This is a genomic window from Ruegeria sp. AK4 (assembly GCF_056541025.1).
On record NZ_JBQFXS010000021.1, the window covers coordinates 21,644 to 46,736 of the forward strand.

General features: G+C 54.7%; 24 protein-coding genes and 1 pseudogene. 17 read left to right on the forward strand and 8 right to left on the reverse strand.

The features are described from left to right. Position 1 precedes the first annotated feature (1 nt). From ACR0EZ_RS21890 to ACR0EZ_RS21900, 3 genes are read left to right on the forward strand one after another with little or no spacing between them, the layout of a single operon-like run. Entirely contained in the window at positions 2-1,087 is a 1,086-nt protein-coding gene (locus ACR0EZ_RS21890) for a Rieske 2Fe-2S domain-containing protein (RefSeq protein WP_480616909.1), read from the forward strand. A gap of 33 nt (positions 1,088-1,120) precedes the next feature. Continuing rightward, positions 1,121-2,251 carry a dimethylsulfoniopropionate demethylase gene (locus ACR0EZ_RS21895; RefSeq protein ID WP_480616911.1) on the forward strand — a complete coding sequence of 377 codons (1,131 nt, stop codon included), beginning with the start codon at positions 1,121-1,123 and terminating at the stop codon, positions 2,249-2,251. Beyond that, a complete protein-coding gene (locus tag ACR0EZ_RS21900; protein ID WP_480616913.1) occupies positions 2,251-3,108 on the forward strand; it encodes an HpcH/HpaI aldolase/citrate lyase family protein in 858 nt (285 codons plus the stop codon). The genes ACR0EZ_RS21895 and ACR0EZ_RS21900 overlap by 1 nt, the downstream gene beginning before the upstream one ends. A 140-nt stretch (positions 3,109-3,248) precedes the next feature. Here the strand turns inward: ACR0EZ_RS21900 and ACR0EZ_RS21905 are convergent, their stop codons facing one another. Further along, positions 3,249-4,190 carry a LysR substrate-binding domain-containing protein gene (locus ACR0EZ_RS21905; RefSeq protein ID WP_480616915.1) on the reverse strand — a complete coding sequence of 314 codons (942 nt, stop codon included), beginning with the start codon at positions 4,188-4,190 and terminating at the stop codon, positions 3,249-3,251. 197 nt (positions 4,191-4,387) lie between these two features. On the opposite strand from ACR0EZ_RS21905, the gene ACR0EZ_RS21910 reads away from it, so the two are divergent. The 6 genes from ACR0EZ_RS21910 (at position 4,388) to proC (ending at position 9,427) form a co-directional block, all read left to right on the forward strand. Beyond that, positions 4,388-5,443 (forward strand): threonine aldolase family protein, encoded by a 1,056-nt coding sequence (locus ACR0EZ_RS21910; RefSeq protein WP_480616917.1) that lies wholly within the window; start codon positions 4,388-4,390, stop codon positions 5,441-5,443. Continuing rightward, a complete protein-coding gene (locus ACR0EZ_RS21915) occupies positions 5,433-6,203 on the forward strand; it encodes an amino acid ABC transporter ATP-binding protein (protein WP_480616919.1) in 771 nt (256 codons plus the stop codon). Before ACR0EZ_RS21910 ends, ACR0EZ_RS21915 begins: the two co-directional genes overlap by 11 nt. A gap of 30 nt (positions 6,204-6,233) precedes the next feature. Beyond that, the gene (locus tag ACR0EZ_RS21920) at positions 6,234-7,034 is read left to right on the forward strand and encodes an ABC transporter substrate-binding protein (RefSeq protein WP_480616921.1); all 801 of its coding nucleotides are present in this window, start codon (positions 6,234-6,236) and stop codon (positions 7,032-7,034) included. A 71-nt stretch (positions 7,035-7,105) separates the two neighbouring features. Beyond that, complete coding sequence (locus tag ACR0EZ_RS21925; protein ID WP_480616923.1) at positions 7,106-7,795, forward strand: amino acid ABC transporter permease; 690 nt, start codon at positions 7,106-7,108, stop codon at positions 7,793-7,795. A gap of 9 nt (positions 7,796-7,804) precedes the next feature. Continuing rightward, positions 7,805-8,494, forward strand: a complete 690-nt coding sequence (locus ACR0EZ_RS21930; RefSeq protein ID WP_480616925.1) for an amino acid ABC transporter permease — start codon at positions 7,805-7,807, stop codon at positions 8,492-8,494. 123 nt (positions 8,495-8,617) lie between these two features. Beyond that, complete coding sequence (gene proC / locus ACR0EZ_RS21935; protein ID WP_480616953.1) at positions 8,618-9,427, forward strand: pyrroline-5-carboxylate reductase; 810 nt, start codon at positions 8,618-8,620, stop codon at positions 9,425-9,427. Between the two features lie 629 nt (positions 9,428-10,056). Here proC and ACR0EZ_RS21940 read toward each other — a convergent pair. Together ACR0EZ_RS21940 and ACR0EZ_RS21945 are read right to left on the reverse strand one after the other, a co-directional pair. Continuing rightward, positions 10,057-10,299: pseudogene (locus ACR0EZ_RS21940) on the reverse strand (IS91 family transposase); the annotation flags it as partial. Between the two features lie 358 nt (positions 10,300-10,657). Next, entirely contained in the window at positions 10,658-11,272 is a 615-nt protein-coding gene (locus ACR0EZ_RS21945; protein ID WP_480616927.1) for an Lrp/AsnC ligand binding domain-containing protein, read from the reverse strand. On the opposite strand from ACR0EZ_RS21945, the gene ACR0EZ_RS21950 reads away from it, so the two are divergent. Continuing rightward, entirely contained in the window at positions 11,233-12,282 is a 1,050-nt protein-coding gene (locus ACR0EZ_RS21950; protein WP_480616929.1) for an ornithine cyclodeaminase, read from the forward strand. The genes ACR0EZ_RS21945 and ACR0EZ_RS21950 overlap by 40 nt on opposite strands. 25 nt (positions 12,283-12,307) lie before the next feature. Next, positions 12,308-13,225 (forward strand): citrulline utilization hydrolase CtlX, encoded by a 918-nt coding sequence (ctlX, locus tag ACR0EZ_RS21955; RefSeq protein ID WP_480616931.1) that lies wholly within the window; start codon positions 12,308-12,310, stop codon positions 13,223-13,225. 177 nt (positions 13,226-13,402) lie between these two features. On the opposite strand, the gene ACR0EZ_RS21960 is transcribed toward ctlX, so the two are convergent. Continuing rightward, positions 13,403-13,636 (reverse strand): Cif family virulence factor, encoded by a 234-nt coding sequence (locus ACR0EZ_RS21960; RefSeq protein WP_480616933.1) that lies wholly within the window; start codon positions 13,634-13,636, stop codon positions 13,403-13,405. Positions 13,637-13,960: 324 nt separating this feature from the next. Here ACR0EZ_RS21960 and ACR0EZ_RS21965 point away from each other — a divergent pair, with 324 nt between their 5' ends. The 3 genes from ACR0EZ_RS21965 (at position 13,961) to ACR0EZ_RS21975 (ending at position 17,270) form a co-directional block, all read left to right on the forward strand. Continuing rightward, positions 13,961-14,995 carry an amino acid ABC transporter substrate-binding protein gene (locus tag ACR0EZ_RS21965; protein ID WP_480616935.1) on the forward strand — a complete coding sequence of 345 codons (1,035 nt, stop codon included), beginning with the start codon at positions 13,961-13,963 and terminating at the stop codon, positions 14,993-14,995. Between the two features lie 72 nt (positions 14,996-15,067). Continuing rightward, positions 15,068-16,201: an ABC transporter permease subunit gene (locus tag ACR0EZ_RS21970; protein WP_480616937.1), complete on the forward strand. Its 1,134-nt coding sequence runs from the start codon at positions 15,068-15,070 to the stop codon at positions 16,199-16,201. A 1-nt stretch (position 16,202) separates the two neighbouring features. Further along, positions 16,203-17,270 carry an amino acid ABC transporter permease gene (locus tag ACR0EZ_RS21975; RefSeq protein ID WP_480616939.1) on the forward strand — a complete coding sequence of 356 codons (1,068 nt, stop codon included), beginning with the start codon at positions 16,203-16,205 and terminating at the stop codon, positions 17,268-17,270. A 90-nt stretch (positions 17,271-17,360) separates the two neighbouring features. Here the strand turns inward: ACR0EZ_RS21975 and ACR0EZ_RS21980 are convergent, their stop codons facing one another. The 3 genes from ACR0EZ_RS21980 to metC are packed head-to-tail and all read right to left on the reverse strand — an operon-like array spanning position 17,361 to position 20,081. Further along, positions 17,361-18,245, reverse strand: coding sequence for an MBL fold metallo-hydrolase (locus ACR0EZ_RS21980; protein WP_480616940.1), 885 nt, complete (start codon positions 18,243-18,245; stop codon positions 17,361-17,363). A gap of 14 nt (positions 18,246-18,259) precedes the next feature. Beyond that, positions 18,260-18,895: a VOC family protein gene (locus tag ACR0EZ_RS21985; RefSeq protein WP_480616942.1), complete on the reverse strand. Its 636-nt coding sequence runs from the start codon at positions 18,893-18,895 to the stop codon at positions 18,260-18,262. Between the two features lie 10 nt (positions 18,896-18,905). Beyond that, the gene (gene metC, locus ACR0EZ_RS21990; RefSeq protein WP_480616943.1) at positions 18,906-20,081 is read right to left on the reverse strand and encodes a cystathionine beta-lyase; all 1,176 of its coding nucleotides are present in this window, start codon (positions 20,079-20,081) and stop codon (positions 18,906-18,908) included. 92 nt (positions 20,082-20,173) lie between these two features. On the opposite strand from metC, the gene ACR0EZ_RS21995 reads away from it, so the two are divergent. Both ACR0EZ_RS21995 and ACR0EZ_RS22000 read left to right on the forward strand, forming a co-directional pair. Continuing rightward, the gene (locus tag ACR0EZ_RS21995) at positions 20,174-22,507 is read left to right on the forward strand and encodes a molybdopterin-dependent oxidoreductase (protein WP_480616944.1); all 2,334 of its coding nucleotides are present in this window, start codon (positions 20,174-20,176) and stop codon (positions 22,505-22,507) included. A gap of 23 nt (positions 22,508-22,530) precedes the next feature. Then, entirely contained in the window at positions 22,531-23,271 is a 741-nt protein-coding gene (locus ACR0EZ_RS22000) for an IclR family transcriptional regulator (RefSeq protein WP_480616954.1), read from the forward strand. 20 nt (positions 23,272-23,291) lie between these two features. Here ACR0EZ_RS22000 and ACR0EZ_RS22005 read toward each other — a convergent pair whose 3' ends face one another. Continuing rightward, positions 23,292-23,687, reverse strand: coding sequence for a rhodanese-like domain-containing protein (locus ACR0EZ_RS22005; protein ID WP_480616945.1), 396 nt, complete (start codon positions 23,685-23,687; stop codon positions 23,292-23,294). A 129-nt stretch (positions 23,688-23,816) separates the two neighbouring features. Between ACR0EZ_RS22005 and ACR0EZ_RS22010 the strand changes: the two genes are divergently transcribed. Continuing rightward, complete coding sequence (locus tag ACR0EZ_RS22010) at positions 23,817-25,091, forward strand: NAD(P)/FAD-dependent oxidoreductase (RefSeq protein WP_480616946.1); 1,275 nt, start codon at positions 23,817-23,819, stop codon at positions 25,089-25,091. Positions 25,092-25,093: the final 2 nt, after the last annotated feature.

Sequence of the window (25,093 nt, forward strand, 5' to 3'; positions counted from 1 at the left end):
CATGGACGGAAACGAACCCATCACCCGGAACGGTCAGCGTATCCCAAACGGGATGCTTCAGGATAACTATCCCCGCAACATGTGGTGGGTTGCTGCACACAGTCGTGAGGTGACCAGCAAACCGCTAGCCCGGTGGATATTAGAAACGCCAGTAGTTCTCTACAGGCTTGAAGACGGTACACCCGCCGCTCTGTATGACCGTTGCCCCCACCGGTGGGCCCCTTTGTCAGAAGGTCACGTCGATGGTGACAAAATTGTCTGCCCTTACCACGGCATGGAATTCAATTCGGGGGGTCTTTGCACTAAAGCACCGACCCAGCACATGAAGCCCAAACGGGCCGAGATTCCCTCGTTTGCTGTGCGCGAAGCAGGTGCTTTCATATGGATATGGATGGGCGATCAGGACAGCATCGACTGCGATCCGCCCGAGGTGGACTATCAAGTCGATCCGAATTGGTCGTTCCTTGACGGTTACTATGAAGTCGCGGCCAACTGGGTGCTGATACGCGAGAACGTGATGGATCTGACGCACATAGCGTTCCTGCACAAGAACACGTTCAAGCAGAATGACTGGGTCACCCCACCGGATCACTACATGGAAGGCGACACTGTCTGCTACGAACAGGACTTTGACCTCGCGCCGCTCTCGCCGCTTTTCTGTGCGGGTATGGGCTTGCCCGAGGACAAGCCGATCAAGCGCACGCAAAAGGGGCGGATGCCTTCGTTGGCCATCTCTTTTTCGGACTGGGTCGTACATGATCCAACGCCAGAACCCGATGCACGCGCTGATTTTCTGATGCGGGGCTGCCATATTGTGACCCCTTCAGTCAGAGGCAAAACGCACTACTTTTGGGGCGCGGCCTTTGACGTGCCAACAATAACTGATGATGTGGCCGAAAAGACCAAGGCCAGCATTGTTGCCGCTTTCGACGAGGATAAACATCTACTGGAAGTCATGCAAAAGCAGATCAGCGTGGATCCGCGCGGACTCGATTTTCTTGAAGTCACATTAGGTGCTGACGGCGCTGGTATCTTTGTCCGCCAGATTTTGAACAAGAGACTCAAGGCCGAAGGTCGACCTCTCTGACACGTCGTATGTTGACTTTGGAGAACTGTAAACATGCTCAACACAGTGGCCACCAAAATAACATCGCAGATGCCGCTAACTGTGCGTGAGCGTCGCTCGGCTTTCTGGGCCAGCAGTGATGCACATAATCCCAATGGTTACATGGTTTACAATCACACGTTGATCCCCTCGACTTTTGGTGAGGCGGAGCAACAGTACTACCACTTGAAATCTGCAGTGCAGCTTTGGGATGTGGGTTGCGAACGGCAGATTGAGCTGGTCGGCCCGGACGCCTCAAAGCTCATTCAGATGTCGACACCACGTGACATCAGCCAGATGACACATGATAGATGTTTCTACATTCCCACTGTTGATGGGAAAGGTCATATGACCAACGATCCAGTTCTGCTTCGTCTGGACGAGGACCGGTTTTGGGTCTCAATTTCCAACAGCGATCTATTGCTCTACTACAAGGGCATAGCTGCCGCGTTGAATCTTAATGTGGAGGTTTTCGAACCGGAGGTCTCGCCATTGGCAATTCAAGGTCCTAAGGCTGACGAATTGGTCTCGCGTGTTTGGGGCAGTGAAATCCGCGATCTTAGGTTCTTCCGCCACATGCGCGTGGATGTGAACGGTACGCAGATGATCCTCGCTCGATCAGGGTTTTCCACACAAGGCGGCTTTGAACTGTATTTCGAGGGCAATGAGGGCGGTGATGTGATCTGGAACCAGCTTATGGAAGCTGGTCGCGATCTGGATGTTCGGGCAGGTGCGCCGCACCAATCCGAGCGTATCGAGTCGGGAATGCTGTCTTTCCTAGCAGATATAACCTTCGATATGACGCCATTCGAGGCTGGTCTCGGAAGCCTGTGCGAAACAGAGCGCGACATTGGTTGCCTTGGATGGGTGGCCCTGCGCGAAAAGCGCGAGCCGGATCGGCAGCTGCGCCCCATCGAGATCGCCGGTGATGCGCTGCCGCCTCAGGGCGCATTCTGGGATGTGATCGCTGATGGCCGTTCTGTCGGACGGATCTCGTCTTCATGCCGCGCATATAGTTTCGACTGCAACGCGGCAATCGGTTTGATCGATCGTAGTCATTGGAAACCGGGCACTGCTCTCGAGATACTTACATCCGATGGCCTCCGCGAAGCTAAGGTCAAAGAGAAGTTCTGGGGGAGGTTCTGATGACAGCACGTATCGCCCGCCCGCGTCGGAGTTTTATTTTTACACCGGGTTTGCGCCCAGAAATGTTCCCTAAGGCGCTGGCAAGCGGTGCGGATATCGTCTGTGTCGAGTTGGAGGACGGGATAGCGCCAAAAGACAAAGCTGAAGCGCGAAAAAACGCACTGGCTCTGTTCCAAACCCCGCAAGCCGACGACGGCGTTGAGCGTATTGTACGGATCAATTCCATGCGCGAACGGTTCGGAATCGAGGATGTAAACGCGATCCTATCTACCAATACTCCGCCACCAGCCCTGATGATGCCAAAAGTCAGGACCCCTGACGAGGTCGTTATTCTGGACCAGCTTTTGAGCGAAGCGGGCCACTCATCACGGCTGCACATCATCATTGAAACAAATGAAGGGTTAGAAGCGGCGTTCGAGATTGCCCGAAGCTCAGATCGGATCGATGCGATGTTTTTTGGGGGCGTTGATATGGCTGCCGAGCTTAGATGTAAAAACGAGTTTCAGTCCTTGATTTATGCTCGATCTCGCGTGGTTCACGCCTCTGCAGCTGCCGGGCTTGATGTAATCGACGTTCCATTTCTTGACCTAGACGATCCGGATGGAATGCGAAAGGAGGCTGAACTGGTGCGAGACCTAGGTTTCGCTGGGAAGGGTTCTGTGCATCCCAAACAAATTTCGATACTGAATGAGGTCTTCATGCCGACGGACGCACAAATCACCACTGCGCGTCACGTCATTTCCGAATTCGAGAAAGCCGGCACAGGCCTTGTTGTGATTGACGGCAAGCTGATCGAGAAACCGGTACTTCGTGAAATGCGCCGTATCGTTGCTATAGCTGATCGCGTGGAAGCTTAGTGTAGCCGAAGCCGGTTTAACGGGTAGATTTGATTGTCGGCAGTCGTGCATGAATGCCAAAGCTTGTCTGGTTTCTAAGCGACTCGCCCGACTCTGCTCGTTCTCTCGTGCATTGAAATCCTCGGGGGATCGTATTGCCTCTAACTGTGAAGAAAGCCCTCAAGTTCGTTTAGGTAGCTGTCACGAGTTTCAATCAAGCACTGCTCAAATGCCGATACCATCGTACTTTCGGGCTGAAATTTGGATCGAAGCAAGGTGCTATTGAAGGGTAAGCTAAACGAGAATTTGCGGAAAACGACATTCCGGTGTTTGAAGCTTAGTGCGGAGAACGGGTTTATTATTGTTAGACCTACTCCTTGTGCGACTGCTTCTGCGGCCATGATCGAATTGTGTACTTCCACGACTGTGTTGGGTGCCACCGATTTCTCTTCGAGCAACCGGCTCAACCGCTGACTGTAAGGATCATTTTGACCAAGTCCCACAAAGCTCTGATCGTTGATGTCCTCGGGCGTAATTTCGTCTTTTGCGCACAACTCATGATCTGCTGGAAGGATACAAATTTCAGGAGCATCGGTGAACGACTGGAATACGGTTCCGTCAGGTTCGACAGCATAGGCTGCTAGCCCGATATCGCATTGCTGAGAGGCAACCATATCTGAAATTGTCGGAGTTTGCCGGGTTGATACGACGATCTGAACGCGCGGCCGATTTTTGTGGAAGGCTCTCACGGCAGATACAAGAAACCCCTGAGAATAAGCCGGTGCACAGGCAACGTGGATCTTGCCCTGTTGCAAGTTGCGGATCTCTTCGGCAGTTCTCCCAATCCTTCTCAGACTTCGAAACGATTTGTCGACCTCTTCATAAAGCAGCATTGCTTCGCGTGTCGGCGTAACTCGGTTTCCGGAGCGAATGAAAAGCTTCATTCGAACTGCATCCTCAAGCTGCTTTAAGGACCGACTAACGGCAGGTTGGGATGTGTTCAGGATGTCTGCGGCTCCGGTAACGGTACCCACGGCGATTGTCGCATGAAAGCATTCGAGAAGACGGGAATTGAGCTGCAATTGTTGTCCTTTCGGGTGCACCAGGCCCCTTGCTCGGCCTTATTTCACCATATCAAAAGTGAATACTAAAGGTCCAACCTTGTATTATCCTTCTGTCTGCCAGCATGCTCAATCTCTACCGAGGCAACCATCACATGATGTTTTGCGTTGGTCGAAGATAGCTCCATGACGTCGTTAGTTGCTCTGTTCTTCGTCTTTCGCAGAGGAGGCAGAACACGATGTATGACTTTTACGCTGACACAAAAACCAAGCCCACAGCAGAGATGAGAAAAGCTGTATTGGACTGTGTCGTGGGTGACGAACAAAAAGATGAAGATCCCACCACAAGCGAATTGTGCGCACGTGTCGCTAATCTGCTTGGCAAGGAAGCCGCTGTTTTTCTGCCGTCGGGCACGATGTGCAATGAGATCGCCATCAAGATTCACACAAACCCGGGTGATGAGATCATTTGCGAGCAGTCCTGCCACATTATCAACTTTGAGACCGGCGGTCCCGCTGCAATCAGCAGCGTCATGATCCGCGCTATCCATGGTCAGCGCGGGATTTTCACTCCGGATCAGGTGAAAGAATGTCTGCGACCCAATTCCCGCTACATGCCCAAAAGCGCACTGCTGTGTGTTGAGCAAACCGCGAATATGGGCGGTGGTGCGATCTGGCCTGTTGAACAGTTGGACGAGGTGGCGCGCACGGCGAAGGCTGCCGGTCTTGCTACCCATATGGATGGCGCCCGGTTGATGAACGCATCGTTGAAAACCGGTATCTCTCCTGTGCGATACGCCCAGGAATACGACACGGTCTGGATCGACTTTACGAAAGGTCTGGGCGCGCCCGTAGGGGCTGTGCTTGCCGGTTCGAAAGAGTTCATTACCAAGGCGTGGCGTCTCAAGCAGCAGATCGGCGGCGCAATGCGCCAGTCAGGGATTGTCGCTTCGATGTGTCTCTATGCGCTGGACAACCATGTGAAGCGCCTCGCTGACGACCATTCCCTGGCCGAACGTCTTGGGCGCGAAATTGATGACTTGCCGTTTGTCAAAGCGGTGCTTCCGGTCGACACCAACATCGTCATCTTCGATATGACCGAAGATGCGCCAAAAGCGGCCGAACTGGTCGAGCTGTTGAAAAAACAAGATGTACTTGTCGGTGCTTTTGGCGAGCGCCGCATCCGAATTGTCACCCACATCGATGTAAACCCAACAGCTGCTGACGCGCTGATGTGCGGCCTGAAGCAGCATTTGGGTGCCGCGGAAGAGGAGGTTTCGTACGATGGCGCTTGATAGTGTTTCAAATGAGGGCCCGCTGGTCAAAATTGATGAGCTTTCAAAGGTGTTTCACACGGCTGATGGCCGGACAATAAATGCCCTGAAATCCGTCTCAACGCATGTGGATCGAGGTGAGGTCGTTGCAATTATTGGCCCAAGTGGATCGGGCAAAAGCACTTTGCTGCGGGCGCTCAACGGCCTAGACCCGCTGACATCGGGCCACATCGTCATCGACGGCACCGACCTTGCGGATCGCAAAACCGACATGAATGCGCTTCGCGCCGATGTCGGGATGGTGTTTCAGCACTTTAACCTGTTCCAGCATAAGACCTCGTTGGAAAACATCACGCTGCCACAAACTCTGGTGCGCAAGCTTTCCAAATCCCAGGCCGAAGACGTCGCAATGGATCTTCTGAGGCAGTTGGGTCTTGACCATCTGGCCAACAACTACCCGTCGCAGCTGTCGGGTGGCCAGCAGCAACGTATTGCCATTGCCCGCGCTTTGGCGATGAAGCCGAAACTGATGCTTTTCGACGAAGCAACCTCGGCTCTTGACCCCGAAATGGTCGGCGAAGTGCTCGACCTTATGAAACGTCTTGCTGCAGACGGAATGACCATGTGTCTCGTGACCCATGAAATGAATTTTGCGCGTGAGGTTTGCGACCGTGTGATCTTCATGGACGGTGGCGAATTGGTCGAAAGCGGTGAGCCCGCAGCATTTTTCGAAAACCCAAAAACCGACCGAGCACGTCAGTTTTTGGACAAGGTTCTCTAAACCATCACTCAACCCAAGGGAGTATACGTGATGAACTTCTTCAAGTCACTTTTGGCGGGGGCGGCAACATTTGTGGCTGCACACACCACCACTTTTTCGGAAGCGAATGCTGATACCGTTTCCGATATCGTAAACCGGGGCGCGCTGAACGTTGCCGTTCAGACTCAGGGCCCTCCGTTCAGCTTTGTTGACAAAAACGGTGAACGCACCGGCTTTGCAGTCGAGATCGTGAAACTGATCGCGCAGGACATGGGCGTTGAAATCGAATTCCACGACTACGAGTGGAAGGGTCTGATCCCTGCACTGCTGGCAGAAAAAGTCGATTTCATTGCGGCTGACATGACGCCGACCCCCCAGCGCGCACTGCAATTGAACTTCACCGAGCCGTTCTACTACAGCGAAGTTGTCGCTTACGTTGGTGGAGACTCGGACGCGGCAGCGTGGTCGGACCTCAACAAGGACGGCGTGAAAATCGGTGTTCCTCAGGCAAGCTCGCACGTGCGTTTTGTTCGTGAGAACATCCCGAATGCCGAAGTTGTTGAACTGTCCGGCGGTAGCCCGGCCGTCGCACAAGCCCTGTCGGTTGGTCGCGTCAATGCTGGTGTAACCTCGCGCGAGATCGCAACCCAGTTCACCCGCGAATTCGAAGGCGTGCGCATCACCGATGGCGTCATCGTTCAGTCGCCGCTGAGCTTCCCGGTTCGTCCGACCGATACTCATCTGCAGTCCTGGCTCAACAACTGGTTCCGCATCAAGCATGCTGACCGCACCATCGAGCGCATGCTGAACTACTGGGTTCTGAGCGACGCGTGGGAAGCTGACCACAAGTAATCAGCCTTCGTAGGTAGAGAGTGGCCGGTCAATCCGGCCACTCATTCGACCTGATAAAATAGGAGGCAAAAATGAGCCTTATTGAAATCTACAATTATCGGGTCGTATCTCAATACCTTCCCGTATTTGCAGAGGGGCTATGGGCGACACTTTGGATATCCTGTGTATGCCTTGTACTGTCCCTTATCCTCGGCACTCTGATCACAGTGGCCCGTCGATCAAAAAAGCGCTGGATCGCGATTCCAGTTGTCACATATGTCGAAGCGATCCGTAGTACGCCGCTTCTTGTGCAGCTCTACCTTGTATACTATGGCCTTTCGCAGATACCCGTTCTGAACATCCCCGTTCCTGCTCTTGCATGTGGCATCTTTGCTCTGACCGTGCATACCGCAGCTTACATGAGCGAGATCATTCGCGGAGGAATTGAATCCGTCGATCGTGGCCAGTTCGAAGGGGCCAAAGCCGTGGGTATGAGCGAGCGCCAGGCGATGATCAACATCATCTACCCACAGGCTTTTGCAAATGTTATTCCGGCACTTCTGGGACAAACGGCCGTTCTTATCAAAGACAGTTCGATCCTGAGCTTTATCGCGGTGTTTGAACTGCTCGGTGCAGGCCTAATCATTTTGTCTGACCGCGTCATGCCTGTCGAAGCCTTCATGACGGCTGCGTTCGGTTACCTGCTGATCTACCTCATGATGCTATATCTCTCGTCCGTCGCCAAAAAACGACTGGCTGGCAACTCTTGGCGTCAGCGATAGGAGGCAAGAATGCTTGAAATCACGCTTCAAACAATGCCGTTCCTGCTGGAAGGCTTTCTGAACACCATCTTGATCTCTTTCGTTGCGATCTTCTTTGGTAGTGTTGTGGGACTTTTTCTGGGGCTGATCCGGACTGTTGGGCCTGGATACGCAAACAACCTAGTAGGTCTTTATGTGCACCTTGTTCGTGCAACTCCGTTCCTAGTGCAGATCTACATTGTCTACTATGCGCTGCCGACGACCGGTTGGTCCATATTTGACTTCTCCAATTTCACGGCTGCGGTCATCGCCCTGACGATATATACTTCTTCCTATACCGCCGAGATCGTTCGTGGTTCGCTGGAAGCTGTTCCGAAGGGGCAGTGGGAAGGTGCCGCCGCCACGGGTATGACAATGCGTCAGAGACTGGCGTATGTCATTCTACCCCAAGCCTGGAAACTGACACTGCCTCCGCTTGCCGGCGTCTATGTTCTGGTCATCAAGGGCACATCAATCCTGTCAGTGATCGGCGTTGTGGAATTGATGCGCCAGGGCGAGGACGCGATCCACCGGCATCCAACGCACATCATGTGGATCCTGTTCCTCTGTGCCACGCTTTACTTCATCTACTGTTTCCCGATTTTGCGCGGAATCAAGTACATGGAGAAGCGCATCGTGGTCAAAGGTGCGCGCAGCCTGGCCACTGAAGAAGGCTGGTAGCACTATCACCACCTCCCGTTTGTTCGAGAGGTGGTCGACCTCAAGCCAATTGACACTCCCCATGGGGCAGGGCGCTTGAGTCCTGTCGAGCAGACCAATTCCAATCATCAGAGGGCATTCACGATGTCACAAAGTCCAAACTCAACGTTGTTCATAGGTGGCGGGAATATGGGCCTCGCTATCCTGAGAGGCTTCCGCAGTAGTGGTGGGGATATGGATCAGGTCTCAGTCGTTGACCCATTCCTGGATGCCGAAGTGGCTGTCGAACTTGGCCTCAGCGGTTTGTTCCATAGGATCGAAGAGATCCCAGAAGACAAGAAGTTCGGAACCATCCTTTTGGCCGTAAAGCCGCAGATCTTTGAGACGCTTGGTTCCGGATGGGCGGTTCCTTTGTCTGAGGGTGGTCTGGTGATTTCCATCATGGCTGGCGTTGCCAGCAGCCGAATTGCAAGGAGCGCTGGAAAACCATGTGTCGTTGCGCGCTGTATGCCGAACATGGCCGCGGCGGTTGGTCAATCGGTGAATGTGGCACATCTGTCGGAACCGTCTCACAAAGAACAGTTCGAAGCCCTGATTTCCGGTTCCGGCCCTGTTCGCTGGGTGGATAACGAAGACCACATCCACATGACAACGGCTGTATCCGGTTCGGGCCCGGCGTATTTCTTTGCATTTGTCGAAGCGCTTGCACTGGCCGGCGAACAAGCTGGGTTGGACCCGGAACTGGCCCTGGACCTGTCTATTGACACGTTGATCGGCGCTGCAGAGCTGCTCAAGACCAACAGAAGCCCGGCGAGCCTGCGCGAGAGTGTAACGTCAAAAGGTGGAACGACGGCAGCCGCATTGTCGGCCTTTGCTACTAATAACAATCTGAAAGGCGTTGTTGGAGACGGCGTCAATGCCGCTGTTTCAAGATCTCGGGAGTTGTCTCAGTAACGAACCGAGGATTGCCTTTCACAACCGCAACCCAGTGATCGGTGGTCTTTTTCAGACAAACAAGGCAATCGCTATGGCTAGCTCTACAAGTCTGTTGCACATCTTGGAAAGGCTCTGCAGCTTCCAAACGGTCAGCGATCAAAGCAACCTTGAATGGATGTGTTGCAAAATCTGGGACCCAATTGACGAACATGCGTGATCTGACGTTTGTTTTGCCCAGTAGTTTTCGAATAGGTTCCAACATGATCTCTTTGAAAGGCAGCCCTTTCCACAAGGATGCAACTTTGCCTTTTTGGCCGACGGTGGACCGCGTTTACAAACCTCGGTAGGAGGAAGCCGCGGGAACTGGGATCATGCTATGGGGAAAGAGCGCAGACGGATGAGGCTGACGTTGCCACAGACGCGTGGCCGACAGTGTTTGATGCGCCAGCTGCGACCATTTTCTGCCACTTTGGTCGCGGGCATTTCACCGATTGAGTCCATATGCTGTGAGTCACAGCATTTATTCTGAGTGATGACCGCAAGTAGGTTTGACCGATCAGCTAAAGACGACCGGAGCATATCGAAGTGTATGGTCAGGCATCGGATAATGCGGCCTGCTCCCGTAGTGGCGCACACGGCATCGGTATCTAACCACGCCGGAAGATCTCAATGATACGCATTGGACCGCCGCAGCAGGGGCATGGCTCGCGCAAAGTGAGCGGAGTGACATCGGGCTCCTGCTGTGGCTCGGTGATTTCGTCGGAGCGTTGAACATTAAGCGAAGTCTGGATCTTCTTAATGTTCGTTTTGCGCGCTGAACTGGCCAGCAGGCCGTGGTGGCGGATGCCGTGGAACCCGTCAGGCAGATCGTGGATCAGGAAATGGCGCATGGCCACATGTCGGGCATAGATTGGTTTTGTATGAAGGACCACTTTGTGCGCCTCACAACAACCGTAATAATCGGCCTGTACTTGAAGCAGAAGCTGAGACGGTTTTTTGAACCGCCATATTCGACTGAGCCACTTCCGGCCTACCCACCGAGCCCTCAACTTCTATGGAAGGAGACTTCTAGCAGTTTCGTGCCGCTGGATCACCACAATAGCCACACAAATCCTACTATCCTGAACAAAATGTGCTGGCGACAGATGTCGCCAGCGCATTCCACTTCACTGGGTGATGATTTCCGGTCCCATGAACGTGTTGGGGAGGAATGTAGACAGGAATGGAACGTAAGTTACGATGATCGGATCAAACACTCGACAACAGCAGGCTTGTCTCACTGTTGGAGATCCCATCGATCATTCGAACTTCACGCAGCACGCGATCAAAATCGTGTAATTTGGCGACGCGAACTTCGGCGATCAGGTCCCAGTTCCCATTCGTGGTGTGCAAGGCGTAGAGTTCTGACATTCCGCGCAACGCCCGAATGACCTGACTAGTGGACTTTCCCACGACCTCAATCATCATAATCGCGCGGATGTAGTCTTCCTCGTAATCCTCGCGAATCCGGGCCGTGAAACCGAGCAGCGCCCCAGTTTCTATCAACTTGTCCATCCTGCTTTGGATTGTTGCTCTGGTCACACCAAGCAGATCTGCAAGTTTGGAAACTGGCGCTCGACCGTCACGTCGAAGAAAAGAGATTAGTTGACGGTCTAGATCATCGTAAATGTGCTTACCCCGACTTTGTTTCATCAGCTGTACTTTCTGCAAAAATCGACCGAACAAATTGGTCGACTTTGACCTAGCGAACTGCGTAATTAGCTCATTTATCCTAAAATTCTTACAGGCGATATTGCAAGAAACCAAGATTCGAAGGTGTCTCCATGCCCAAACTGTCCCCATCCGAACTCGCTTTTGTTCCATTTGTCAGCGTCGAAAACATGATGCGCCTAATACACAGCATTGGCATTGAGTCGATGCTGAAAGGTCTTGCATTGTATATCGAAGACGATTTCCGACGTTGGGAGAAATTCGACAAGACCCCACGCGTTGCCAGTCATTCAGATGTCGGCGTGATCGAGTTGATGCCAACTTCGGACGGTGAGGCCTATGGGTTCAAATACGTGAACGGCCACCCAAAAAACACCAAGGAAGGCCTGCAAACTGTCACTGCCTTTGGTCTTCTTGCCGACGTCAATACAGGCTACCCCGTTTTGCTGACTGAAATGACAATGCTGACCGCACTGCGTACTGCGGCGACATCTGCGATGGTCGCCAAGTACCTGGCCCCCAAGGGTGCAAGCTGCATGGCGATGATCGGAAACGGGGCCCAATCTGAATTCCAAGCCACCGCAATGAATGTGCTTTGCGGTGTTGATACGCTCCGGCTTTATGACATCGACAGCAAGGCAACCCAAAAGCTAGTCAGAAATCTTGAGGGCCGCGGCTTCAATATCACGTCGTGCAAGACGCCCGAAGAGGCCATCGAAGGGGCAAAGATCGTCACCACCTGCACGGCAGACAAGCAAAACGCGACCATCCTGACCGACAACATGGTCGGTGCAGGCGTTCACATCAACGCTATCGGCGGCGATTGCCCGGGCAAAACCGAGCTACACAAAGACGTTCTGCTGCGATCAGATGTTTTCGTTGAGTACCCGCCGCAAACCCGCGTGGAAGGTGATATTCAACAGATGCCTGACGATTTCGCGGTAACTGAAATGTGGCAGGTCATAAAGGGCATCAAGCAGGGCCGTACCGGTGACCGCCAGATTACCCTGTTCGATGGAGTAGGATTTGCCATCGAGGACTTTTCCGCCCTGCGCTTTGTCCGTGACCGGATCAAGGGCACTGACTTCTTTCAAGACCTGGACATGCTGGCTGACCCCGACGATCCGCGCGATCTGTTCGGAATGCTGCTGCGCGCCCAATAACCGGACAACTGAGGAGATCACAATTATGGAAAAACCCAGTATTCAGGCCCCGCCTTCAGTTGTCATGATCCGTCCGCACCATTTTTCGGTGAATACGGAAACTGTTGATAACGTGTTTCAGGCCGGTCAAACCGCAAGCGGCGATATTGCTAAGCAGGCTTATGACGAAGCCACGCGATCTGCAGAAATCCTGCGCCAGTACGGCGTGCTCGTCCATGTATTTGAGGGAGACGACAACCGTACCCCCGATTGTGTCTTTCCCAACAACTGGTTTTCGACCCACGCTGGCGGACATGTCGCGATCTATCCAATGATGGCCCCAAACCGCCGACTAGAGCGTCGGACGGATGTCATCGAATTACTCAAGCAGGAATACCGTGTTCAGGATATCATCGATTATTCGGGGCTTGAGCATGACAACCTGTTCCTAGAAGGCACAGGGGCTATGGTTATCGATCATGTTGATCGCGTCGCTTATGCCGTTGAATCTGACCGGACCAGCCCGATCCTGCTGGAGCGGTTTTGCACCCATTTCAACTATGAACCGATGGCGTTCGCAGCAACTGACAGAAACGGAGTTGCTGTGTATCACACCAACGTGCTGATGTGCATCGCAACGGATTATGCATTGATCGGCGCGAACATGATCACTGACGAAAACCGCAGGAAAGAGGTCGTAGACCGACTTGGGCGACCTGGACGCAATGTGATCGAACTCAGTCATGATCAGATCGAAGCCTTCGCCGGTAACGCCATTGAACTTCAGGGCAGAGACATGCGCCTTCTGGCCCTGTCGCAAACGGCTTTCGATGCTCTGACGGAAAACCAGAAAGCCATCATCGAGAAGAGCGCGAAACTTGTTCCACTTCCCATTCCAACGATAGAAATGGCTGGCGGTTCGGTGCGCTGCACTATCGCCGGGATCCATTTGGCACGCCGCTAAGACCTGAGAACAGAGTGGAGGGTGCCGTGATCAGACTGGATGGCATCGAAGTCGTCATCATGATCTGATAGCTGCAACTGTCCTCAACCCAGCCTGAAATCAGCCACTGCACTGCACCAATTGATTTTGGTGCAGTGCGGCATCACTTCGCGCCGGGGGCGACTTATACTTCAGACCTCAGCTCCCCTCGGGAACATGCTGATGCCACATGTCGGTGACGATTTTCCAGCCATCGTCCTCTGGGCGGAGGACAAACAGATAGATGCCTGTTGCATCTATACCTACGGCTTCGATTTTGGCCTCAACAAAGCCGATCATGACCGCCAAGGTCTCATCGTCCGAGACATACAGATGATCAATCGTATGGGTAACGTCGCCTTTGTTGGCGGTGGCTAAGGCCTTTGATCCCACTCGCCTCAAGAAAAATCGTCAAAAACCCGTTCCTCCCACCCACGCGGAGAGGGTCCCCAAGAGCTTTCCAAAATTTCAACTGGCTTAGTCCTCAGAACACAAACGACTTTTTTGCCGACCCTCTCCATCCGGGAACAACCGAGAACGGGTAAGCTGGCAAATCACCTCACCCGCCAATTGCTTAAAATCTGGGCAATTCTTCTCGACCCTTTTCGACAAAAGATGAGTCTCAAGTGCGAAACTATTGACTCGTTACGTCAAGTTAGACATTCTTTATAACAATACAGACGTGCTGATATTCAGAACAACAGTGGAGTTGGAAAAATGCAAATCAAAGGTTTGGCGGTAGGTTTGGCTTTGGCGGCAGGGACGGCTTTCCCCCACCTTGCGCTGGCGGAAAGCCCCACGATCAAAGCAATCCAGGATCGCGGCACGATGCTGTGCTCGGGTCACAACGGCTCCTATTTCGGCTTTGTCGAAGTGAACGACAAAAACGAGTGGAAAGGTCTAGATATCGACCTCTGCCGCGCGATGACAACTGCGCTGCTGGGCGACCCGAGCAAGGCTCAGATCGTTCCGTTGAGCTGGGCACAGCGTTTCCCGGCCCTGCAGTCTGGTGACGTCGACGTCATCATCAAAACCACCGGCTGGACCATGGGTCGCGACACCGAACTGGGTCTGCAATTCTCGATCCCCTATTTCTTCGGCGGCGCACAGTTCATGGCGCATGGCGATCTGGGCATCACCGAGGCGAAGGATCTGGAAGGCGGCACCATCTGCGTCGAAGCGGGCACCACCATCGAGCGCATCGCGGCCAACTATCTGCAGAGTCTTGGTGTGGAACACACGATGGTTAGCTATGAAAAAGCCTCCGAACTGCGCGCGGCCTATTTGGCCAACCGTTGCGACAGCTTTGTCGCCTGGGGTCCGTTTCTGGCTGTCCTGCGCGCCACGGAAATGGAAAACCCGGATGCGCACGTGATCCTGAACGACCAGTTGTCGAACGAACCGATCTCGGCGGCGATGCGCCAGGGTGATGAGGATTTCGTCGACTTCACCAACTGGATGCTGGCAGCCCTGCTGATCGCCGAGGAAGAAGGCATCACCTCGGAAAATGTCGAGGAAATGGCAGCCAACCCACCGAACCCGAAAATCGCCCGTCTGCTGGGCGCCGAACTGGGCATGGGTGAGCGTCTGGGCCTGCGCGACACATGGGCCAAAGAGATGATCGCAGCCATGGGCAATTATGGTGAAATCTATCACCGTAATCTGGGCGACAACAGCCCGTACAAACTGGAACGCGGTTTGAACAACCTCTGGAGCCACGGCGGCGTTCTCTACGCCCCGCAGCTTGACTAAGCATTGACTTAGCCCGGGGTCGCCGTAGAAGGCGGCCCCGCAACTTCCCGTACATTAAAAAAGACTGAAGCCATGGACGCATCCGAACTGAAGGCGCGCGCCAACAGGCGCAAGCTGATTATCCAAAGCGCGCTGATTGTATTTTCCGCGCTTATTGTCATCGGCGCCATTCAGAGTGCCAAGGTCAACCTGAATGCGCTGGGTCTTGCCAGCGGCTTTGGCTTCCTCGAGCGGTCCACAGGCTGGTCTTACTCGTTTTCGCTGATTGATCGGGATATCAATGACAGCTATGCCCGAACCCTGACGATCGGGTTCCTGAACACGATCTTTCTGGGCTTTCTGACAATTGTGCTGTCCACTGTGTTCGGTTTCCTCATCGGGACGATCCGCGATGCGCGCAACCCGGCCCTGAAAACCGCGGCGACGGTTTATATCCAGACCTTCCGGAACATTCCGCTGATCCTGCAGGGTATTTTCTGGTACGCCGTTGTGATCCACCTGCCGGGGCCCAGACAGGCGATGTCACTGGGTGAGGCGATCTTTTTGTCCAATCGCGGGCTGATGATCCCGCTGCTGAACGTGTCATTGACCGTCGCCCTAATCATGGTTCTGGTCCTGGTCGCTGCGGCGTTTTTCATGGCGCGGATGAAAATCAGCTTCCTAAAGATTGTACTCGCTCTGACTGGCCTGGGCTTTTTCATGGTGTTGGTCGCAACTGGCCTGACGGTTCCAGCGGGCGAGGGCGCGATTTCGTGGCCTGCGCTGCAGGGGCTGCGGTTTGAGGGTGGTCTGACCATCTCACCAGAACTACTGGTCATGATCATTGCCATCACGCTCTACGGCTCGGCTTATATCGCTGAGGTCGTTCGTGGTGGCCTCGCCGAAGTGCCTAAAGGTCTGATCGAGGCTGGGGAGGCGCTGGGTTTGACCCAGCGTGCGATCTGGGCGCGCATCAAGATGCCCATGGCATTGAGGACAATCATTCCCCCGCTTGGCAACCAGTGGATTTTCATCATGAAAGCCACAACAATCGGTGTCGCCATCGGGTTCTCGGACCTGTTCTACATCGTCTCAACCTCGATCACGCAATCCGGTCAGACGCTGGAACTGATCGCCATCCTCATGGGCGCGTTCCTGCTGGTCAACTTCTCGATTGCTCAGTTCGTCAACTGGCTCAACGAAAGCCTCAAATTGAAGGCGCATTGATATGGCTGACGCAGTCCTCTCCAAGAAATTCGACTGGCAGCAATTCCGCCGCCGCTCCTTTGCCACGCCCACGGATTCAGTGATCACGGTTGTTGTGTTTACCTTTTTGGCGTGGCTGGTTTGGCAGGCGGTGAGCTGGGGTGTGTTCAACGCAGTCTGGAGCGCCGACAATGTCGAGCAATGCGGCCATGGCGGGGCCTGCTGGTCCGTTATCGACGCCCGGCACCGGCTGATCCTGTTTGGCCTTTATCCCTATGACGAGCATTGGCGGTCGGCACTGGCCTGCCTGTCAATTATCGGCACGGTTATCGTATCGTGCTTCCCGTGGACCTGGACGGCCAAACGCCTGTCAACCATCTGGATCGTGGGTTTTGCCATCTATTACCTGCTGATGGAAGGCAGCCTACTGGGTCTGCCTCAGGTTACCACCGACCAATGGGGAGGACTGGCCCTGACGCTGTTCCTGTTCTCCAGCGTGGTCTTGATCGGGATGCCAATGGGGCTGGGTCTGGCTCTGATGCGGCGCTCGGAAATGCCAGTCGTGCGCGGCTTTGCCTCTCTGGTAATCGACATGATCCGGTCTTTGCCACTGCTGACAACTCTGTTCACAGCCGCCGTTGTCATTCCGATCCTGCTACCAAGCTGGCTGGAAGGCGACAAGATATGGCGTGTGATTATCGCCTTTGGGCTCTTCTTCGCCTGCTATCAGGCTGAGGTTTTGCGCGGTGGATTTCAGGCTATCACCAAAGGCCAGTTCGAAGCGGGCAAAGCGCTGGGTCTGACCTATTGGCAAATCCTCGGGCGCATTGTGCTGCCGCAGGTGTTCCGTCATGCCCTACCTGCGACGGTCAACAACGTGGTTGTGACCTTCAAGGAAACCGCCATCGTCATCATCATCGGGTTCTTCGATATCCTTGCTTCGGCCAATGCGGCCTTCGGCACGGGCGAGTGGGCGCCATACTACATCGAGGTTCTGGCCTTTGTTGCGGCGATCTACTGGGTCTTCCTGTTTGGACTTGGCCAGTACGGTGAATACCTCAAACGACGCATGAAAGTTGCAGAGCGGTAATTTCCCCAACCTCCCCTAATCCGCAACTGCAAAAGCAACCGCCCATCTGAAACCAGATGGGCGGTTTGTTAATTGTAGGCGGTATAGTGGTTAGAGCTTGTTGATGGGGGTCTTGAGCATCATGTTCCCGTCGTGGTCCTCTGGCACTTCACCGGCGCGCATGTTGACCTGAAGCGAAGGAAGGATGAGCTTGGGAACGGCCAGCTGCGCGTCACGCTCCGTGCGGAACTTGATGAACTCTTCCCGAGATTTGCCGCCACCAACATGGATGTTCTTGGCTTTTTGCTCACCAAGGGTGGTCTCCCAAGCAATTGCTCGCCCTCCGGGGCCGTAGTCATGGCAGATGAAAAGTCTCATCTCATCAGGCAGCGAAAGAACCCGTTGTATCGAGTCGTAAAGCTGCCCTGCATCGCCGCCAGGAAAGTCGGCCCGAGCTGAGCCGCCGTCCGGCATGAACAACGTGTCTCCGGCAAATGCAGCATCACCAATGACATGAACCATACAGGCCGGTGTGTGGCCAGGTGAATGCAGCGCGAAGCAAGCCATGCTGCCCAGCTGATAGGTGTCACCATCCCTGAACAGGGCGTCAAATTGTGAGCCATCCCGCTGAAACTCGGTGCCTTCGTTAAAGATTTTGCCGAAGGTGTCCTGAACGGTCTGCACATGCTCGCCAATACCGATCCTACCGCCTAGCTTTTGTTGAAGGTAAGGTGCGGCCGAGAGATGGTCGGCATGGACATGTGTTTCGATGATCCATTCCAGAGTCAGATCGTTCTCGCGAATATAGGCGACGACTTGATCTGCGCCTTCAAATGTCAGACGGCCAGCTGAAAGGTCGAACTCCATCACCGGATCGACAATGGCGCAGGCCGTCGAACTGGGATCGCGCACGATATATGTGATCGTGTTGGACCCCGGATCAAAGAAACCGGTAACGTCCGGTTTTTGCGACAGATTGACCGGTGGGATCGCCATAAAGCACCTTTCTCTTAGTCGAGCGTCACAGTTCCATTTGGGCTTTCCAGAACAAAGGACAGCGCGGTGGGACCTTCGGAAATCTCCGCCAAATGCGATATCTGAAGTTTTTCAAACATGTCCTTCAGTCGCGCGGCATCCGGTGTCTGCACCAGCACCTTTGAAAGCGTAACGCCCAGGTTCTGCTGACCCGCTGACGGGTGCGGACCGGGGGACCATTCGATGAATGCCGGAAGCAGTCCGTTTTCCGGCAGATGCCCGTCTTTTGGTACGGTCAGACGCCAACTGCGGTCGCCGCGCTGGAAATGGACAACCTCGCCCAGTTCAACCGGGCTGGCGGCGATGACGGCATCCAGATCATCAGTGTTCACCACCCAGCACAACGCCCGAGGGCGCTCGTTCAGCCGGTCTTGCGTCGCGGGATCATCCAGAGTGAACCAGCGGACCCGGCCCGGATCGGGGGCATCGGGGTCGATTGCGATCAGTTCAAAGAAGCTCTCCTTGCCTGCCTGCATTACGCAGTTATGCGTGCTCATCGCATCGTGTTTCGATCCTTGAGGCACCTCGACACCCAGCGCGTCTTTCATGGCCGTAACGCCTTGGGCCAGAGTGTCTGCGCCGATGGCAAAATGGTCGATCTTGTTGAGCATTTCTAAATCCTTACTGATCAAGCAGGGGGAGGGCATTGACGATGTCTGCTTTCAGACTGTCAAGGTCCTCTAACCCGATATTGAAACGGACAAGCTGGCCGGTTTCCGACCACTTGGTCGCTGTACGCACAGGCGTGACCGGCAGGGCGAGGCTTTCATACCCGCCCCAGCTGACCCCTATTCCGAAATGGTGCAGCGCATCAACAAAGCGATGCACGGCGCTTTCGCTTGTGGTGTGGAAGACGACGCCAAACAGCCCGGCAGCGCCGGTAAAATCCCGCGCCCAGTTCTCATGTCCCGGACAGGAGGGCAACGCCGGGTGCAGAACGGTTTTGACCTGCGATTGGTCCAAAAACCAATTCGCCATCTCGCGACCAGCTCTATCGAAATACTCCATCCGCAACTTCAGAGTTCTGAGCCCGCGCAGGGCGAGCAGGATTTCCTGACCGCCGGTTTTATCGCCAATCTGCATGACCGCCTTGCGAATGATCTTTGCGTAAGCGGCATTGCTTGCGGCTATTCCCAGCATGCAGTCTGAGTGGCCTGAGATGTATTTGCTGCCCGAGTAGACAACGGTATCAACGCCCCAGGACAATGGCTGGCTAAAAACTGGCGTTCCCCATGTGTTGTCGAGGACGGTCGGCACTTTTACCGATCTCGCTGCTTCCGTGATAGCCCGGATATCAGGCATCTCGAAAGTTCCCGACCCCGGGCTTTCAAGCATGATGGCCGCCGTTTTTTCACGCATCAGGCCACTGATCGCGCCACCAATCAGTGGATTGAAATACTCGATCTCGACCCCTTGCTGGGTCAGCAGCCCGTCGCAGAAGGCGCGGGTGTTGCCATAAACGTTGTCAGCGACCAGAACGTGGCAGCCGGGGTGGGTCAGCGCCATCAGCGTCGTTGTGATGGCGGCCACCCCAGAGGATGTCAGCGTGATCGCTTCGGCGCCTTCAAGTTTTGCCAGCATCTGCTCAAGCTTAAAGGTCGCGGCATTGCCATAGCGCCCATAATAGAGTGTGCCGCTTTCATATCGGGCATCACGTGCAGCTGCGAATTCTGCAAAGCTGTCGAAAACCATTGTTGAGCCGAGTTCTATCGGCATATTAACATGTCGACCCTCAACACGATCGGGACGTCCATCCTGCACAAGGCAGTCTGCTAGATTAAGTGGGATGTCTTGCACTTTTGTGCCCTCTAATGCTGTTCAGCATGATGACAGGCCACCAGTTTTGTGTCAATATTCGGAAAGACAGTATTTTATAACGGAACAAAGACGTGACCGCAGAGACGACCCGGACCCTGACCGGAAACCATTGGGGTGCTGGTATTTCAGAAACTAAGGGCGGCAAACTGGTCGCGGTTCACCCGCATCCTGACGACCCGAATCCTTCAGAGATCAACCGCAATATTGCCTCAAGTCTGAATGGTCGCGCGCGCGTGTTGCGCCCGGCCGTCCGCCGTGGTTGGCTGGAGGGGGAGGTTGCGCGCGGGCGTGACAGCTTTGTCGAAGTTAGCTGGGATGACGCACTGGACCTGATAGCCTCCGAACTCACCCGCGTGCGCGAGTCATATGGCAATGAGGCGATTTTTGGTGGCTCCTATGGGTGGTCCAGTGCGGGGCGTTTTCATCATGCGCAAAGCCAGCTCAAGCGGTTCCTGAACACACAGGGTGGATTTGTCCGCTCGGAAGGCAATTACAGCTACAACGCCGCCTTGGTACTGATGCCTCATATTGTCGGCCCGTTTCGGACCCATGTTGCGCAGGCGACCCGATGGCCGGTGATTGCCAAACACTCTGATCTGGTGGTGATGTTTGGTGGTATGGCCACACGCAACACGCAGGTCAGCGACGGCGGCGTGGCGCGCCACAGAATGGTGGACAACCTGAAAGCCTGCGCGGTAGCCGGCGTGAGATTTGTGAACTTCAGCCCACTGAAAACGGACGCGGCGGGCGAGATTGGCGCAGAATGGCTTCCGCCAAAACCCGGAACAGACACCGCCGTGATGATGGGGATCGCGCATACCCTTCTGACCGAAAAGCTGCACAACCGCGATTTCCTGGATAGCTACACGGTCGGATTTGATAAGTTTGCAGCCTATCTGATGGGCGAAACCGACGGGATAGTGAAATCTGCTGCTTGGGCTGCGTCGATCTCAGGCGTTCCTGCAGATCGAATTTCGTCGTTGGCGCGAGAAATGGCTTCGGGCCGTACGATGATCACCTGTGCAGCTGCACTGCAAAGGGCCGATTACGGCGAACAACCTTTATGGATGACAGTCACTTTGGCCGCGATGCTTGGGCAAATTGGGTTGCCTGGTGGCGGCTATACTATTGGCTATGGGGTCAACGCCAATATTGGCAATATAGAGCGACCATTCCGTTGGGGAACTTTTCCGCAGGGCAAAAACCCGACTTCGGATTTTATCCCTGTCGCGATGATCTCGGAAATGCTTCTGAACCCAGGTGGTGAGTACCTATACAACGGCGAAAGGCGTATTTTCCCTGATATTCGAATGGTTTGGTGGGCCGGAGGAAATCCCTTCCATCACCATCAGGACCTGCGACGCCTTCACAACGCGTTTCAACGCCCTGAAACAGTGATCGTGAACGAGCTGAACTGGACTGCGACGGCTCGCCACGCGGATATTGTTCTTCCGATTTCAGCACCGCAGGAACGCACAGATTTTGGTGGGGGTAAATCGGACAACGCCTTGGTGCCAATGCCCGCCAGCGCTCAGCCGCCCGGAGAGGCACGGACCGAATTTGATATCTATGCAGACCTCACCAAGAAAATGGGCAACTCAGATCGATTTACCGATGGGCTGGATCGTGAAGGCTGGTTGCGCCGTATTTGGGCTCAGACAAGGGAAGCGGCGCAAGCAAGCGGTGAAAACTTACCGGAATGGGAAACATTTATACGCGGTGATGTTGTCGAAATGCGAGATCCATCCCCGACGCAGGTATTTTTGGCTGAGTTTCGGCAGGACCCGGATGCGAACCCACTGCCGACGCCCAGTGGCCGGATCGAAATTTTCTCTGAACGAATTTCAAGCTTTCGGCTTGACGATTGTCCTGGGCATCCCACTTGGTTTGAGCCGCGCGATACCGCTGCGGGTATGCAGCCGCTCTATTTGCTTTCTGGTCAACCGGGTACACGGCTACATTCGCAACTGGACAATGGGGACTATAGCCTCAGCCTGAAAGTGCAGGGACGGGAACCGGTTCTGATCCATCCGGAAGACGCAACCGACCGAGGAATTGCGGATGGCAATGTCGTCGAGCTCTTCAATGATCGCGGCCGGTGTCTGGCCGGAGCGCGCGTTACGCCGGACATTCTAAAAGGCTGTGTCTTTCTGTGGACGGGTGCGTGGTACGACCCGGATTACGACGCCCCGCAGCAGCGGGACCGGCACGGCAATCCGAATGCATTGACCCATGACATGCGCACATCAAGCCTGACGCAGAGTCCCGCGTCCCATTCGACGATGCTGGACGTACGCCGCTTTGAAGGGGAGGTGCCCGACTTGACGGTTCACGATCAGCCTGCATTTGAAGCTGTTTCGCGTTCTGCTATACAGAACAAGTTACGAGGAAAGGACGAGCAGTGAGCGAAACACCAAAAGCCCCGAAAGTGGATTCCACACTGTCTAAAGGACTAGCCATTCTGGAGAATCTCGCGGCGCATCAAGGCAGTAAAGGTGTGACGGAACTTTCTCGGGAACTGGAGTTGACGAAATCAAACACGTTCCGTCTTTTGCAAACGCTGAACACGCTCGGATATGTGAAACATCTGGATGACAAGACCTATGCCGCAACCCTAAAGACCTGGCAGGTTGGGCGCAGTTCTGTTGAAAACCTGAACCTACGGGCGGTCGCCGCGCCCGAGATGGCATTTCTGAGCCAAGAGACGGGTGAAGCGATTTACCTCGCGGTGCCTGAGGGGCTGAGCGTCATCTATATCGACAAGGTTGAAAGCCTGAAGCCGATCCGGTCCTGGAACCCGGTTGGCGGCAGCGCACCGATTCATTGTGTGGGTACGGGCAAGGCCATTCTGTCGAGCAATTTCGAACAGCTGCGCAACAAACTGGGCGGTCAACTGGCCCGATACACCGACAAAACCCTTACGACATTGGATGAAGTGACCGCAGATGTCGAGGAAACACGCAAGCGGGGTTATGCCTTCGACCGCGGAGAATTTCGCGATCGCATTCTAAGCTTCGGCGCGCCGATCCTTTTGCCCGACGGTGAGGCCGTCGCTGCCCTCGGTATTTCGCTACCCGATATCAATCTAAGCGAAGGCGGAGAAGAACGGCTAGGTATGTTGGTTCATCACGCTGCAGAGGGTGTGACGCAGAAGCTTCGCCAACTCTGAGGCGTAGCTTCTGCTCAGTGTCAGTCTTTTTTCTCGATTGGCCCACCGGATTTCTCCCAAGACCCGAAGCCGTCCTTCAGGTGCGCGGCTTCAAAACCCATATCTTGCAAGGTCGCTACAGTAAGGGCCGAGCGCCAGCCTGAGGCGCAATGGAAAACGTACTTCTTCCCCTCCTGCGCAAGAATGTCCTTGTGATATGGGCTATCGGGATCGACCCAAAACTCGATCATCCCGCGCGGGGCGTGGAAGCTGCCGGGGATGAAGCCGGTGCGCTGACGTTCGCGCACATCGCGGATATCGACGATGACAACATTCGGGTCATCAACCATCGCGATCAGATCCGCAGTTTCGATCTCTTCGATGCGATCTCGTGATTCCTGAACCATCTGGGCTGCTGTTTTCTTAAGCTGGGTCATATCATTTGTTCCGATATATAAAACACACTTATCATATATTGACACAAAGAAGAGTTCGTTGCAACGTAGGTAAACAGGAATCGCCTGGCTGCCGGGTGTGTTCGAAGTTCAGAAAGAGGGTACCCGCGCATGAATACAGACAGCCCGATCTCTCTTTGGGATATGTCCGCGGAGGAACCGGATCTTCGTAATCCGATGACTGGCGACGCAGAAGCAGATGTCGCAATCGTTGGCGGCGGGTTCACCGGTCTTTCAACGGCGCTTTACTGCGCGGAGCAGGGGCTGAGCGCCCATGTCCTTGAGGCAAAGCATATCGGATTTGGTGGATCGGGGCGCAATGTGGGTCTGGTTAATGCAGGGGTTTGGCACCCGCCAGCTGCGGTCCGCAAAAAGCTGGGTGACACTTACGGGCCTCGCTTTGTAAAGCGGTTCGGTAATGGGCCGGCGCAAGTCTTTGATCTGATCGAAAAGCACCAGATCCGCTGCGAGGTTACCAAAACAGGAACCATTCACGCAGCGCATGCACCGTCAGGCTTCGAAGACCTGAAGGCGCGCCATGCAGAATGGGCACGTTTGGGCGAACCAGTCGATTTGCTATCCGCTGAAGAAATGATTGAAAAAACAGGAACAAGCGCGTTCCACGGCGGCCTGTTGGACCATCGAGCGGGTACCATCAATCCGATGGGCTACTGCCGGGGCTTGGCGCGTGCCGCAAAAGGTGCGGGGGCCGAAATCAGCACCGGTGTCCGCGCAACCAATCTGCGGCGCGATGGTGAGACATGGGTTGTTGAAACCGACAAAGGCACGGTCCGGGCCAAATACGTTGTGCTGGGTACAAATGCCTACAGCGACACCCTGTGGCCGGACCTGAACCGTGTCTTCACCATGATCCACTATTTTCAGTTGGCAACGAAGCCGCTGAAAGCGGACATGTCGCATATTCTTCCCGGTCGTCAGGGCATCTGGGACACGGGTCAGATCATGTTCAGCATTCGGCGCGATGCCTACGATCGCCTTGTGATCGGGTCCATGGGGACGGTCGTCGGATCGGTCGGACGCGGGCTATCGCATCGCTGGGCCCAAAAAAACCTCGCACGCCTCTATCCCGAACTGGGTCCGGTGGAGTTCGAAGAGGCCTGGCATGGACAGATCGCCATGACTCCCGATCACCTGCCGCGCATCTATCAATTGGCCCCGAACCTGCTGACCCCCATCGGCTATAACGGTCGCGGTATCACCACCGGCACGATCTTTGGTGAGTGCATGGCCAATCTGATCTCGGGCATGGACCCGGCGGAGTTGCCGCTGCCCATGACCGAGCTTTCAACCGTTCCGTCGGCCCCGATCATGTCCCGTCTGTATCAGACGGCGTTCACGGCCAACCAAATCCTCAAGAGCCTTTAGAG

Bases quoted from the DNA above. Each gene is read 5' to 3' on its own strand.
- ACR0EZ_RS21890 (WP_480616909.1), top strand. From the start codon at position 2: ATGGACGGAAACGAACCCATCACCCGGAACGGTCAGCGTATCCCAAAC.
- ACR0EZ_RS21895 (WP_480616911.1), top strand. From the start codon at position 1,121: ATGCTCAACACAGTGGCCACCAAAATAACATCGCAGATGCCGCTAACT.
- ACR0EZ_RS21900 (WP_480616913.1), top strand. From the start codon at position 2,251: ATGACAGCACGTATCGCCCGCCCGCGTCGGAGTTTTATTTTTACACCG.
- ACR0EZ_RS21910 (WP_480616917.1), top strand. From the start codon at position 4,388: ATGTATGACTTTTACGCTGACACAAAAACCAAGCCCACAGCAGAGATG.
- ACR0EZ_RS21915 (WP_480616919.1), top strand. From the start codon at position 5,433: ATGGCGCTTGATAGTGTTTCAAATGAGGGCCCGCTGGTCAAAATTGAT.
- ACR0EZ_RS21920 (WP_480616921.1), top strand. From the start codon at position 6,234: ATGAACTTCTTCAAGTCACTTTTGGCGGGGGCGGCAACATTTGTGGCT.
- ACR0EZ_RS21925 (WP_480616923.1), top strand. From the start codon at position 7,106: ATGAGCCTTATTGAAATCTACAATTATCGGGTCGTATCTCAATACCTT.
- ACR0EZ_RS21930 (WP_480616925.1), top strand. From the start codon at position 7,805: ATGCTTGAAATCACGCTTCAAACAATGCCGTTCCTGCTGGAAGGCTTT.
- proC (WP_480616953.1), top strand. From the start codon at position 8,618: ATGTCACAAAGTCCAAACTCAACGTTGTTCATAGGTGGCGGGAATATG.
- ACR0EZ_RS21950 (WP_480616929.1), top strand. From the start codon at position 11,233: ATGCCCAAACTGTCCCCATCCGAACTCGCTTTTGTTCCATTTGTCAGC.
- ACR0EZ_RS21945 (WP_480616927.1), bottom strand. From the start codon at position 11,272: ATGGAACAAAAGCGAGTTCGGATGGGGACAGTTTGGGCATGGAGACAC.
- ctlX (WP_480616931.1), top strand. From the start codon at position 12,308: ATGGAAAAACCCAGTATTCAGGCCCCGCCTTCAGTTGTCATGATCCGT.
- ACR0EZ_RS21965 (WP_480616935.1), top strand. From the start codon at position 13,961: ATGCAAATCAAAGGTTTGGCGGTAGGTTTGGCTTTGGCGGCAGGGACG.
- ACR0EZ_RS21970 (WP_480616937.1), top strand. From the start codon at position 15,068: ATGGACGCATCCGAACTGAAGGCGCGCGCCAACAGGCGCAAGCTGATT.
- ACR0EZ_RS21975 (WP_480616939.1), top strand. From the start codon at position 16,203: ATGGCTGACGCAGTCCTCTCCAAGAAATTCGACTGGCAGCAATTCCGC.
- ACR0EZ_RS21980 (WP_480616940.1), bottom strand. From the start codon at position 18,245: ATGGCGATCCCACCGGTCAATCTGTCGCAAAAACCGGACGTTACCGGT.
- ACR0EZ_RS21985 (WP_480616942.1), bottom strand. From the start codon at position 18,895: ATGCTCAACAAGATCGACCATTTTGCCATCGGCGCAGACACTCTGGCC.
- ACR0EZ_RS22005 (WP_480616945.1), bottom strand. From the start codon at position 23,687: ATGACCCAGCTTAAGAAAACAGCAGCCCAGATGGTTCAGGAATCACGA.
- ACR0EZ_RS22010 (WP_480616946.1), top strand. From the start codon at position 23,817: ATGAATACAGACAGCCCGATCTCTCTTTGGGATATGTCCGCGGAGGAA.